The sequence below is a fragment of the Mesorhizobium sp. M0184 genome (genome assembly GCF_040322215.1).
GTDB lineage: Bacteria > Pseudomonadota > Alphaproteobacteria > Rhizobiales > Rhizobiaceae > Mesorhizobium.
In genome coordinates this window covers 51,480-64,576 of record NZ_JAMYSZ010000032.1, presented here as the reverse complement: position 1 = coordinate 64,576, position 13,097 = coordinate 51,480, and the positions used below count along the sequence as shown (strand labels likewise).

The following is a 13,097-nucleotide window of genomic DNA, read 5'->3' as shown; positions in this document are numbered from 1 at the left end:
CGCCTACAGAATCACACACCAACCCGACGCCGCAACTCACAGATGAGTCATCGACGCAACGAAAAGATGTGTGCATCCCCTAGCCACTTCGTGGGGGCGAGGAACCCAGGTCTTGTGAGGCTTCGGCGATTGGCATTTCCTCGCCCCACGAAGTGGGGAGAGGTGGTTTGCGAAGCAAACCGGAGAGGGGCCTTGCTAGGCACCGCTGCGCTTTCGCGATGTGCAAATGGCGCACCCCCTTCCACCCATCCCGCCGCCATGCCATGTTCCCCCTCGCGGCCGGGCAGGCCGCTTCATTCCGGGGGGAAATCATCATGTCGTCCTACGCTTTCGCGCGTCGCGTCGCCGCGTCGCTGTTCATTGTCACGCTGTTTGCGCCCGTCGCGCATGCCGGCGATGTCACCTTCGAGATCAAGAACAGCCATCCGAACGCCATGCGCGTCGAGCTCTACAGCCAGGACCGCGATCATGTCTGGCCGGGCAACAATCAGGATTACTATCTCAACGACGGCGAGAGCAAGGCGATCCCGCTGTCCTGCAGTGACGGCGAATCGATCTGCTACGGCGCCTGGGTCGACGGCGACGAGAATACCTATTGGGGCGTCGGCCCCGGCAATACGGAAAAGTGCGACGATTGCTGCTACACCTGCAGTGGCGGCGAGACCGAGGAAATCGATCTGGTTCCGTGAGTTGCCCGTCTCCCTCTTGTTGGGGGCAATCGCGTATGGGCAAGTGCCCCTCACCCGGATTGCCAACCGAATTGCGAAGGGAAATTCGGGGCAATCCGACCTCTCCCCGAGGGGAGAGGAGGTCGCCTGCGCTGCGCCAGGCTCTTCTCCCCGGCGGGAAGACCGCCCACGAGTCTTGTCTCCGCAGCCCGAGGGCAGGCTCCGCGGCCGGGCGACTTCATAGGCGATTGCTCTATCCTTGTGAGGGAGAAGCCAGCGCAAAGCGGGCAGGGGCGCGCGCTGTCCCGCCAACGTCAGGCCGGCAACGCCGGAATTTCAAAGCTGAAACAAAAAACCCGCCTCGGCAGGCGGGTCGTTGGAGCCAATTGGCACCATACCCAAATTAGGAGCATAGCTGCCGGCACAAAGCAAGAACAAAATGTGGTGCTGCGAGCAAAAAATGGGAATTCCCTTCCCGCCGCGCCCGAGGTCGGCCCTCACGAGGGGGAGAATGCTGCCTTGACGTCGTCCTGACTGTCGCCATAGCGTAGTCCGACAGGAGACCCACCCATGGCAGTGGTCGAAGGCGAGAAGATCGACATCGGCTTTTCGGGAAAACGTTGCATCCATTCGCGCAACTGCGTGCTTGGCGATCCGCATGTTTTCGTGCCCAACGCGCCCGGCCAGTGGATCCACCCCGAGGCGGCCAGCGTCGAGAAGATCGTGGCGCTCGCCGAAGCCTGCCCGTCCGGCGCCATCACCTATGTCCGCAAGGATGGCGGGCCGCAGGAACAGCCGCCGGTGGTCAACATTGTGCGCATCCGCGAAAACGGCCCGCTTGCCGTCCATGCCGAGATCGTGTTGGGCGGCGAAACGTTTTACCGCGCCACGCTCTGCCGCTGCGGCGCCTCGGAAAACAAGCCGTTCTGCGATGGCAGCCACGCCAAGGCGGGCTTCACCGCCACCGGCGAGCCGGCGCTGAAGGACACGCCGGCGCTGGAGGTGCGGAATGGCCCGCTGACCGTCACACCGACGACCAACGGCCCGCTCAAGCTCGAAGGCAATGTCGAAATCGTCACCGGCACCGGCCACACGGTCGACCGTACGCAACGCACCTTCCTCTGCCGCTGCGGCCACTCCGCCAACAAGCCGTTCTGCGATGGCTCGCACAAGCGCGTGGGGTTTGTGGGGTAGGCGGCGCCGCTATCTCCCTCCTTGAGGGGGAGATGTCGCCGAAGGCGACAGAGGGGGTCGGTACGTCCTGACGCCAACGCCATCGCGGCCAGAGAATGCCGGCGCTCCACGCGAGACGACCCCCTCTGGCCTGCCGGCCATCCCCCCCTCGAGGAGATTACGCTGCCTTGGCCCAGCGCTCGTGCCTTTATCGCCCGGCCCGTATCGGCTAAGGGGCGGGGCAGCAATTCTCCGGACCCGCCAATGACCGCCAACATCAAATCGCCACCCCTCTTCCTCGGCATCGACACCGGCGGCACCTATACCGATGCCGTGCTGTGGTCGGAGGCCGGCGGGCCAAGCGGAAAGGTGCTGGCCAAGGCCAAGGCGCTGACCACGCGCCATGATCTGGCGGTCGGCATCTCCGGCGCGGTCGATGCGGTGCTCGAAATGGCCGGCACCGACCCGGCAGCGATCAAACTGGTGTCTATGTCGACGACGCTAGCCACCAATGCGCTGGTCGAGGGCCAGGGCGGCCGCGTGGCGCTGGTGATGATCGGCTTTGCCGAGGGCGACCTTGCCCGCGACGGGCTGAAGGCGGCGCTTGGCACCGATCCCGTGGTGTTCTGCCCCGGCGGCCACGATGTCCATGGCAATGCGGCAAAGCTCGATCTTTCCGGGCTGGAGGCAGCTTTGCCGGAACTGGAAAAGTCGGTGTCCGGCTTTGCCGTCTGCGCCTATTTCGCCACCCGCAACCCGGCGCACGAGCTAAGCGCGCGGAACCTGATCCGCGACATAACAGGCCTGCCGGTCACCGCCAGCCACGAACTGTCGGCCAAGCTCGGCGGCCCGCGCCGGGCGCTGACGACTTTGCTCAACGCCAGGCTGATCTCGATGATCGACCGGCTGGTTGCGGCAACCGAAGGCTTTTTGGCCGCGCGCAACATCGCCGCCCCGCTGATGGTGGTGCGCGGCGACGGCGCTTTGGTCTCGGCCGCCTTTGCCCGCCAGCGGCCGATCGAGACCATCCTGTCCGGCCCGGCCGCCAGCCTCGTCGGTGCCCGCCACATGACCGGCCTCGACGATGCCGTGGTCTCCGATATCGGCGGCACCACCACCGACGTCGCCGTGTTAGACAAGGGCCGGCCGCGGCTTGATCCGGAAGGCGCCACCGTCGGCGGGTTCCGCACCATGGTCGAGGCCGTCGCCATGCGCACCTTTGGCCTCGGCGGCGATTCCGAAGTGGCGCTGGAGGACGGCGCGCTCAATCCGAGAATCCTGCTCGGCCCGCGCCGCCTGGTGCCGCTGGCGCTGGCCGGCATGATGCATGGCGAAGCAGTCACATCAGAGCTCGAACGCCAGCTGCGCGCGCCCAACCCCGGCCGCATGGATGGCCGGCTGGCGGTGCGCACCGGCGTGCCGGAGCGGCTGGCGGCCGGACTGACCGGTGCCGAAGCCAAGCTTTACGAGCTGATTGGTGCCGTGCCGCAGGCTCTCGACAGATTGCTGACCTCGAACGCCCAGAACGCCACCTTGAACCGGCTGGTGTCGCGCGGGCTGGTGCATGTCGCCGGCTTCACGCCGTCGGACGCCGCGCATGTGCTGGGCAGGCAGGCCAATTGGGATGCGGCCGCGGCGCGTCTGGGTGCCGAGCTGTTCGCGCGCAGGCGCGACGGCCGCGGCAAGTTCATCGCCGCCTCGCCGGAGGCGATCTCGGAACGGGTGCTGACCGCGCTGACCCGCCTGTCGGCCGAAGTCATCCTCGAGACCGCCTTCGCAGAGGACGGGCTGGATGGCGCGGCGACCGTCGCCCATGCCCTGGTCCAGCGCGCCGTCGACGCGCATCCCGGCATCGCGCGCTTGAGCGTCGCCCTCGACCGTCCGGTCATCGGCCTCGGCGCCTCGGCGCCGCTGCACTATGCCGGCCTGGCCGAGCTGGTCGGCAATCGATGCGTGGTGCCGCAGGATACCGATGTCGCCAACGCGCTCGGCGCCGTCGTCGGCCAGGTCCGGGTGTCGGCCGAGGCGCGGGTCAGCCAGCCCAAGGAAGGGCTGTTCCGCGTTGCCTCAGGTGAAAGCGTGCGCGATTTCAACGACGAAGCAGCGGCGATCGCCGCAGCGGAGAAGGATGTGCGCGCGATTGCCGCCGGGCGGGCTAAGGACGCCGGCACCGACAGCGCCGAGATCGAAATCGCCAGCGAATACCGCGTCTCCACCGTAGAGGGCCAGCGCATGTTCATCGAGGCGCATGTGGTGGCGGTGGCGTCGGGACGGCCAAGGATTGCGGTGTGAGCGCGTAATCTCCCCCCTCGAGGGGGAGATGTCGCCGAAGGCGACAGAGGGGGTCGCCTCGCATGAAGCGCGACGCGATTTGGTGCAAAGAAGAGGTTGCACTCCACGCGAGGCGACCCCCTCTGGCCTGCCGGCCATCTCCCCCACAAGGGGCCCTCAAGGGGGAGATCGGCAGCGAAAACGCCCTACCTTCACCCTGAGCTGAATTGACCCTGCCACCGTGACATGCCAAAGGCCCGGCCTAGCCTTTCGTCTGGAGAAGCCCTGATGACCGATCGCGTCGAGATCGCCGGATTGCGGATTGCCCGCGAGCTTCATGATTTCATCGTGAACGAAGCGATGCCGGGCACCGGCATCGAGGCGGAGGCATTCTGGAACGGTTTTTCGGCCGTCGTCCATGATCTCTCGCCAAAAAACCGGGCGCTACTCGAAAAGCGCGATGCCATGCAGGACAAGCTCGACCGCTGGTATCGCGACAATGGCGCGCCCGTCGACATGGAGGCCTACAAGACGTTCCTCCGCGAGATCGGCTATCTGCTGCCCGAGGGGCCGGCGTTCAGCGTGACCACCGAAAATGTCGACCCGGAAATCGCTTTGGTCGCCGGGCCGCAGCTGGTGGTGCCGGTGATGAACGCGCGTTATGCGCTGAACGCCGCCAATGCGCGCTGGGGCTCGCTGTACGATGCGCTCTACGGAACCGACGCTATCCCGGAGACGGCCGGCGCCGAGCGAGGCGACAAATTCAATCCGGCGCGCGGTGCCAAGGTCGTCGCCTGGGTGAAAAGCTTCTTCGACGAGGCGGTGCCGCTCACGACAGGCAAATGGGCCGGCGTCAACGGGCTTTCGGTCGCCAATGGCATGTTGCGGCTGGGCGAGGGTGCCGGCGCCACCACGCTTGCCGACCTCAGACAGTTTGCCGGCTATCGCGGCGATGCCGCCGACCCCGAAGCCGTCCTGCTGGTCAAGAACGGCCTGCACATCGAAATCGTCATCGACCGCAACAACCAGATCGGCCGCACCGATCCGGCCGGCATTGCCGATGTCGTGCTGGAATCGGCGCTGACCACCATCCAGGACTGCGAGGATTCGGTGGCGGCGGTCGATGCCGAGGATAAGGTGCTGGTCTACCGCAACTGGCTCGGCCTGATGAAGGGCGACTTGGCGGAGGAGATCACCAAGGCCGGCAAGAGCTTTGTCCGGAGGCTCAACCCCGACCGCACCTATACCGCGCCCGATGGCGGCACGCTGACCTTGCCCGGCCGCTCGCTGATGCTGGTCAGGAATGTCGGCCACCTCATGACCAACCCGGCGATATCGGACCGCGACGGCAACGAGGTGCCGGAAGGCATCATGGATGCGGCGCTGACGGCGCTGATCGCGCTGCACGATATCGGCCCTAATGGACGCAGACAAAACTCTCGCGCCGGCTCGATGTACATCGTAAAGCCCAAGATGCACGGGCCCGACGAAGTCGCCTTCGCCGTCGAGATTTTCGACCGCGTCGAGGCGCTGCTCGGCGTGCCCAAAAACACCATCAAGATGGGCATCATGGACGAGGAGCGGCGCACCACCGTCAACCTCAAGGAGGCGATCCGCGCCGCGAAAGAACGCGTCGTCTTCATCAACACCGGCTTCCTCGATCGCACCGGCGACGAGATCCACACCTCGATGGAGGCCGGCCCGATGATCCGCAAGGGCGACATGAAGCAGGCCGCCTGGATTGCCGCCTACGAAGCCTGGAACGTCGACACCGGGCTGGAATGCGGGCTGGCCGGCCACGCCCAGATTGGCAAGGGCATGTGGGCGATGCCCGACCTGATGGCGGCGATGCTGGCCGAGAAGATCGCGCATCCCAAGGCCGGCGCCAACACCGCCTGGGTGCCGTCGCCGACGGCGGCAACGCTGCACGCCACCCATTATCACAAGGTCGACGTCCATGCCGTGCAAGCTGCGCTGAAGAGCCGCCCCAAGGCAAAACTCGACGACATCCTGTCGGTGCCCGTCGCTGTCCGGCCGAACTGGTCTCAGGCGGACATCCGGAAGGAACTCGACAACAACGCGCAGGGAATTCTGGGCTATGTCGTGCGCTGGATCGACCAGGGCGTCGGCTGTTCGAAAGTGCCGGATATAAACGACGTCGGTCTGATGGAGGACCGCGCCACGCTGCGCATCTCCTCGCAGCACATCGCCAACTGGCTGCATCACGGCGTCTGCACGCCCGAGCAGGTCATGGAGACGATGAAACGCATGGCGGCGATCGTCGACCGCCAGAACCAAGGCGATCCGCTCTACCGGCCGATGGCGCCGGATTTCGACAAGTCCATCGCCTTCCTCGCCGCGTGTGATCTGGTCTTCAAGGGCCGCGTCCAGGCCAACGGCTATACCGAGCCGGTGCTGCACGCACGGAGGCTGGAGCTGAAGGCAAAGCAGGGCACCTGAAGCGAAGGCATGGGAGTCGGTGTCCCCCTCCCCCTTGAGGGGAGGGTGGCCCGAAGGGCCGGGAGGGGTCCTGCAAGAATTGCGCCGACTCCCATTCCAGCGACAAGAACGGGATTGTCTTGGCGACCAATACTCGGTGCCATCTTGATCTGCGGATATCGTGCAGACGTTAAAGGCAGAGCACGTCGCCGGCAACCCCACCCGGCCGCTTCGCGGCCACCCTCCCCCCGAGGGGGAGGGGAACGTCACGCCGCCTGCGCCATCCGCTCCGAGCTCATGCGGTAGGAAATCGCCTCGGCCAGATGGATGCGGCCGACTGTTTCGCTTGCCTCGAGGTCGGCCAGCGTCCGCGCCACCTTCAAGACGCGGTGATAGGCGCGCGCGGAAAAGCCGAGTTTTTCGCTGGCATCTCTGAGCAACGACAGGCCGGCGGCATCGGGCATGGCGATCGCCTCGATGACGGAGGGCGAGCAATGGGCGTTGGTGGTGGCGGTCGCGCCGAGCCGCTCGAAGCGCTCGCGCTGGATCGTACGGGCGCGGGCGACGCGCAGCGCCACCGCGGCACTTTTCTCTGCCCGGTCCGGCCGGATCAAATCGCTGGCCGAGACCGCCGGCACCTCGATCCTGAGGTCGATACGGTCGAGCAGCGGGCCGGAAATGCGCGCCTGGTAGTCGGTGCGGCAGCGGTCGCCGCGCAGGCAGCGATAGCCGGGCTCGCCGGCCATGCCGCAGCGGCACGGGTTCATCGCCGCGACCAGCTGGATACGTGCCGGATAAGTGACGCGGTGGTTGGCGCGCGCGATCATGCAGTCGCCGGTCTCGAGCGGCTGGCGCAGCGCATCGAGCGCCTGCGGCGAGAATTCGGGAAACTCGTCGAGGAACAGCACGCCGTGATGGGCGAGCGAGGCCTCGCCCGGCCGCACGCGCAACCCGCCGCCGACCATCGCCGCCATCGAGGCCGAATGATGCGGCGCGCGGAACGGCCGCCGGTCTGTGAGCTTTCCTTCGCCGAGTTCGCCGGCCACCGAGGCGATCATCGAGACTTCGAGCAATTCCCTGGGCGCCAGCGGCGGCAGGATCGACGGCAGCCGCTGCGCCAGCATCGACTTTCCCGATCCCGGCGGCCCGACCATCAGAAGATTGTGGCCGCCGGCTGCCGCCACCTCCAGCGCCCGCTTGGCGGTCTCCTGGCCCTTGATGTCGGCAAGGTCGGGCAGGTCGCGCGCCGAGGCATGGATGCCGGCTTCCGGCCGCGACAGAACCTGCGTGCCGCGAAAATGATTGGCGATGGCGATCAGGCTGCGCGGCGCCAATATGTCGAAATCCTTGCCGGCCCAGGCCGCTTCCGGCCCGCAGGCGAACGGGCAGATCAGGCCCTTGCCTTCGGCATTGGCGCCGATCGCCGCCGGCAGCGCGCCGGCCACCGCGGCGATGGTGCCGTCGAGCGACAATTCGCCAAGCACGACATAGCCGGCCAGCATGTCGCCCGGAATGGCGCCGAGCGCCGCCATCAGCCCGAGCGCGATCGGCAGATCGTAATGGCTGCCTTCCTTGGGCAGGTCGGCGGGTGCCAGATTGACGGTGACCTTCTTCGACGGCATCGACAGGCCGGATGCATGCAGCGCTGCCTGCACCCGCTCGCGGCTTTCGGCTACAGCCTTGTCGGCCAGCCCGACGATGTGCATGTTGACCTTGCCCGGCGCGATCATCACCTGCACGTCGACCGGCACGGCCTCGATGCCCTGGAAAGCAACCGTGCGAACCCGCGCCACCATGTCTTCACCCCGGATGCAGGCTTTTGCCCCAAGCCTTTGCGATCATGCCGCGAACGGCGTCACCGGAGACAACCACAGATTTCCGGCGAAGGCAAGAACATTTGGGGAACAGCTGAGCGCCACGGCTGCAATGGTCCGGAACGCGGCCGCTTCCAGAAGCAATGTACGCTAGTTGCGCTTCTCCTCGACGGCATCCCAAAATAGGCTGGCGATGTCGGCGCCGCCGAAGCGCTGCACTTCGCGTATGCCGGTCGGTGAGGTCACGTTGATCTCGGTCATGTAGTCGCCGATGACGTCGATGCCGACAAGGATGAAGCCGCGCTCCTTCAGCGCGGGGCCGATGCGGGCACAGATCTCGCGTTCGCGCGCCGTCAATTCGGTCTTTTCGGCGCGGCCGCCGACATGCATGTTGGAGCGGGAATCATGCTCGGCCGGTACCCGGTTGATGGCGCCGACAGGCTCGCCGTCAACCAGGATGATGCGCTTGTCGCCAGCCCGCACCTCCTTGAGGTAGCGCTGCACGATGTAGGGTTCGCGGAACAACTGGTCGAACATTTCGAGCAGCGAGGCGAGGTTGCGGTCGGCCTCGTGCAGGTGGAAGATGCCGGCGCCGCCATTGCCGTAGAGCGGTTTGACGATGATATCGCCGAACTCCTTGCGGAAGGCTGCGACCTCGAGCGGGTCCTTGGTGATCAGCGTGTCCGGCATCAGGTCGGGAAATTCAGTGACGAAGATCTTTTCCGGGCTGTTGCGCACCCAGGCAGGGTCGTTGACCACCAGGGTCTTCGGATGGATGCGCTCGAGGATATGCGTGGTGGTGATGTAGTTCATGTCGAAGGGTGGATCCTGCCGCAAAAGGATGACGTCCATCTCCGAAAGATCGGTGCGGACTTCTTCGCCCAGCGAATAATGATTGCCCTTATCGTCGCGAACCTGCATCGCCTCGATACGGGCAAACACCTTGCCGTCGCGCAGCGACAGCCGGTCGGGCGTGTAGTGGAACAATTGGTGGCCGCGCCGCTGCGCCTCCAGCGACAGCGCAAACGACGTGTCGCCGGCTACCGACACGGTGGAGATGTGGTCCATCTGGACGGCGACTTTCAGGGGCATGGCAGCTCTCCGGCGCACTTGGAGCGATCCACTTGGACGCACAAAGTACGCTCCAACATTTTTTGAATCCATGCATCGTGCTTTCCGAAAATCGATTCCGATTTCTCGGGCCGATGCATCGACGAGAGCGATATAAGGAAATCGGCGGCCTCTGCCAATCGGCCAAGGTCATGATGAGGCTGCGCTTCGCTTGGCGCAGACCCCAATGCGATGTGCGTTCAGCGGTCGAACACCAGCTTGGAATAGCCGAGGAAGGACAGCGCCATGGCAACCAGTGAGGCGACCGCAAGGGCGACGAGCGGCGGCACCATCGGCAGCGCGAACAGCATGGCGCAATAGACGAGATAATTGACGAGGCTGGTGGCAATGCCGACGCCGCCATAGCGTGCGCCCTCTTGCGCGACGCCGCGGCTGGAAGGCGAGAAGGTCAGATGGCGGTTGATCAGCCAGGTGACGGACAGGGCAAAACCGATCGAGATGATGCGAGCCGCGAAGGGGCCAAGCGGCGCTATCGCCAACACCAGCCAAAGCGCCGCCGCGTCGGCGACGAAGCCGATGCCGCCGGCGACAATGAAGCGGGCGAGGCGTCCCATTTAGGGCTCTAAGCCGCCCGCGGGGTCTTGCGCGGTCCGGTCTTCAAAGTCGCGAGCGCACTTGCGCGTTCGCGTTCGACGCGGCCGGAAGGCATCGACAGATAGAAGATGCGCTTCTGCTCGGCCCGGCCGCGCGACACCGAATCGAGGATTACCCCGGTCACCGCCGCCAGCATCGACAGCAGCAGCAGCCCGACCGACAGCACCCACGTCGGCATGCGCGGCACAAGCCCGGTTTCGGCGAACTCGATCAGCACCGGCGCCATCAGAAACAGGCTTGATGCCAGGAAGAACACCGAAAAAGCGCCGAAGAAACGCAGCGGCTGCGTCTCCTTCATCAGCATGGCGAACATCCACAGGATCTTCGCGCCGTCGCGAAAGGTCGACAGCTTCGACGAGGAGCCTTCCGGCCGGCGGCCATAGTCGAGTCCGATCTCGCTGACCGGCAATTTGAGCTGCGAGGCGTGCACCGACATTTCGGTCTCGATCTCGAAACCGCCGGAAACGGCGGGAAAACTCTTGACGAAGCGCCTGGTGAAGGCGCGGTAACCCGAGAAGATATCGGTAAAGTCCGAGCCGAACAAACGTTTGTAGAGGCTGTTGAAGATGCGGTTGCCGAAGGCGTGGCCTGTCCTGCCGGCGTCGTTGGCGACGCCGCGCCTGGTGCCCACCACCATGTCGGAGCGCTCGGTCAGCAGCGTGTTGATCAGTTGCGGCGCGTCCTCCGGCGCATAGGTGCCGTCGCCGTCGGCCATCAGGTAGATGTCGGCCTCGATGTCGGCGAACATGCGGCGCACGACATTGCCTTTGCCCTGGCGCGGCTCGCGCACCACGATGGCGCCGGCGGCGCGGGCTCGGAGCGCGGTCAGGTCGCGCGAATTGTTGTCGTAGACATAGATCGCGGCGGCAGGCAGCGTTTCGCGAAAGCGCCGCACCACTTCGCCGATCGTCAGCTCCTCATTGTAGCAAGGCAGGAGCACGGCGATGCTCGGCTCATGGCGCACTTCTTGTGGCATTTTCGTCTCCGGATGCCCTGTGAGGCCCCTGACCGCTCAAGCGCCGGCCTCGCTCGGGCGGCTTTACTATTTATTGAAGCTGTTAAGGCTAGGTTTAAACCGCACCGTATTCCTTCCAAAGGTCCTGATATGAGCACAGCCGACGATGGCGCCTCCATTTGGAGGTCCGATATCGCGCTGGCGCTGCTTGCCACTTTGCTGGCACTTGCCGTCAATGCCCTTGCCGGCTTCCCGGAATTGACCAATGCCGGCGGCGACAACGACAATCTGCTGCGCCTTGTCGAAGTTCGCGACATGCTGGCCAGCCAGGGCTGGTTCGATCTGCACCAGTACAGGATGGGCCTGGAAGGCGGTTTCGTCATGCATTGGTCGCGGCTGGTCGATGCGCCGATCGCCGCCATCATCATCGCCGTATCGGCCCTGACCGGCAGCGCGGGCTTTGCCGAGAATGTTGCGCAAGTGCTGTGGCCGGCGCTGCTCTTTTGCCTGACCGTATTTTTCACGGCTCGCGCCGCGCGCAGCTTTGCCGGGTACGGCGCTGTGCTGCCGGCTGTCGTCGTCGGCGGCGCCGCACTGCATTTCCTCGGCATTTTTTCGCCTGGCGCGCTCGATCACCACAATGTCCAGCTGATGCTGAGCATGGCCAGCCTGAGCTTGTTGCTTGAAGCGCCGTTGCGCAGGCCGGCGGCATTGCTCTCCGGCCTGTGCGCCGGATTGATGCTGGCCGTCGGCATGGAAACCGCGCCTTATGTCGCCACCATCGGCGCCTCAGTCGCCACGCTGTTTGCCCTCGACGCCGATGGCGAGAGGTCGATTGCCAGGGATTTCGGCCTCGGCTTTGCCGGCGTGTCCGCTCTCGTCTTTGTCGCCACCATTGCGCCGTCTGCCTGGGGTCAGGCGCAATGCGACGCCTTCTCGACCGTGCAGTTCGTCGTCGCGGCGATTGCCGGAACCGGCCTTGCGGCGATAGCGTCGGTCGAGCCCGCCGGCCGCACGCGCCAATGGCGGTTCGCCTTGCTTGGCCTGCTTGCTCTTGTATTGGGCTCTGTCGTCGTCTTTTTGTCCCCGCAATGCCTGGCAGCGCCCTATGCGAACCTCGATCCGCGCCTCAAGGAGCTATGGCTTGATCACATCGACGAGGCGCAATCGCTGTTCAAGCTGCTCGCTGAAGATCCGGCCGGGGTGGTGGCGCGCTATGCCACGCCGCTCATCGCGCTCGTGCTGATGGCGCTTCGCCTTGGCCGTGGCGGCTGGCGGCGGCAGGACAGCCTTGTCGGCGCGCTGCTTGTCGTGGCCTTCATCGTCAGTGCTTGGCAGGTGCGCGGTTCGACATTCTCGATCGCCTTCGCTGTCGTCCCGCTTGCCGCCTGGATTGCCAAATGGCGTCAACGGGCCGAGGTCAGCCCGTCGCGCGGTGTGGCGCTGCGCATGGCTGCCGTCTGGCTGGTTTCGGTGAATGCGGTCTGGACTGGGGCTGCCGCGGCAACCTCGGTAGCCTTCGAGGACAGCAGTACCGCCGCCGATAATGGCGACGGCGCCGATGTCGCTTGCCAGCGCATGGCCTCCTTTGCGGCACTCGGCCGCCTGCCCGGCACCACCGTGCTGGCAATTTCCAATCTCGGATCGCCTATCCTGGCCTATTCCGGACATCGCGTCTTCGCCGGGCCCTACCATCGCAACGTCGCCGGCAACCTGCTGGCGCTCGATGCCTTCCTTGGGTCCGATGCCGATGCCAGGACCATCCTGGCGGATCATCACGTCGGCCTCGTCGCGCTGTGCCCCGGCAGCGCCGAAAGCAAGCTCCTCGCAGCCAAGGCGCCGGCAGGCTTTCTTGCCGGGCTGATGCGCGGCAGCGTGCCGGAATGGCTTGAGCCGGTTGCCGGGACCAGCGGAGCCGCCGTCGAATTGTACCGCGTCCGGCTGGGCAGCTGATCGATCGGCGGCCCGTGCGGCCTTTTGTCGGTCATAAGTCCTGACAATCCACTCTTTCGCCCTTGCCCGCCCGACACGGCTGGATAGGATGCGCGCCGG

Annotated in this window: 9 protein-coding genes; 5 read left to right on the top strand and 4 right to left on the bottom strand. The window is 65.5% G+C overall.

Annotated features, from left to right (window positions below):
* The first annotated feature begins 314 nt into the window (after positions 1 to 314).
* From NKJ23_RS28335 to NKJ23_RS28320, 4 genes are all read left to right on the top strand, one after another.
* Positions 315 to 689, top strand: a complete 375-nt coding sequence (locus tag NKJ23_RS28335; protein WP_352683904.1) for a hypothetical protein — start codon at positions 315 to 317, stop codon at positions 687 to 689.
* Between the two features lie 549 nt (positions 690 to 1,238).
* On the top strand, positions 1,239 to 1,862 hold the full coding sequence (locus tag NKJ23_RS28330; protein ID WP_352472830.1) for a CDGSH iron-sulfur domain-containing protein: 624 nt from the start codon (positions 1,239 to 1,241) through the stop codon (positions 1,860 to 1,862).
* Between the two features lie 243 nt (positions 1,863 to 2,105).
* Positions 2,106 to 4,133, top strand: coding sequence for a hydantoinase/oxoprolinase N-terminal domain-containing protein (locus NKJ23_RS28325; protein WP_352683902.1), 2,028 nt, complete (start codon positions 2,106 to 2,108; stop codon positions 4,131 to 4,133).
* A gap of 267 nt (positions 4,134 to 4,400) precedes the next feature.
* Positions 4,401 to 6,572, top strand: a complete 2,172-nt coding sequence (locus tag NKJ23_RS28320) for a malate synthase G (RefSeq protein WP_352683901.1) — start codon at positions 4,401 to 4,403, stop codon at positions 6,570 to 6,572.
* A 245-nt stretch (positions 6,573 to 6,817) separates the two neighbouring features.
* On the opposite strand, the gene NKJ23_RS28315 is transcribed toward NKJ23_RS28320, so the two are convergent.
* The 4 genes from NKJ23_RS28315 to NKJ23_RS28300 all read right to left on the bottom strand — a co-directional run bounded on the left by NKJ23_RS28315 (position 6,818) and on the right by NKJ23_RS28300 (position 11,066).
* Entirely contained in the window at positions 6,818 to 8,347 is a 1,530-nt protein-coding gene (locus tag NKJ23_RS28315) for a YifB family Mg chelatase-like AAA ATPase (protein ID WP_352571552.1), read from the bottom strand.
* Between the two features lie 168 nt (positions 8,348 to 8,515).
* Complete coding sequence (gene gshB / locus NKJ23_RS28310) at positions 8,516 to 9,457, bottom strand: glutathione synthase (protein ID WP_352683899.1); 942 nt, start codon at positions 9,455 to 9,457, stop codon at positions 8,516 to 8,518.
* Positions 9,458 to 9,675: 218 nt separating this feature from the next.
* A complete protein-coding gene (locus NKJ23_RS28305) occupies positions 9,676 to 10,050 on the bottom strand; it encodes a GtrA family protein (protein ID WP_352472815.1) in 375 nt (124 codons plus the stop codon).
* Positions 10,051 to 10,058: 8 nt separating this feature from the next.
* A complete protein-coding gene (locus tag NKJ23_RS28300) occupies positions 10,059 to 11,066 on the bottom strand; it encodes a glycosyltransferase (protein ID WP_352472814.1) in 1,008 nt (335 codons plus the stop codon).
* Between the two features lie 129 nt (positions 11,067 to 11,195).
* Here NKJ23_RS28300 and NKJ23_RS28295 point away from each other — a divergent pair, with 129 nt between their 5' ends.
* Complete coding sequence (locus NKJ23_RS28295; protein ID WP_352683896.1) at positions 11,196 to 12,998, top strand: GtrA family protein; 1,803 nt, start codon at positions 11,196 to 11,198, stop codon at positions 12,996 to 12,998.
* The last annotated feature ends 99 nt before the right edge of the window (positions 12,999 to 13,097 follow it).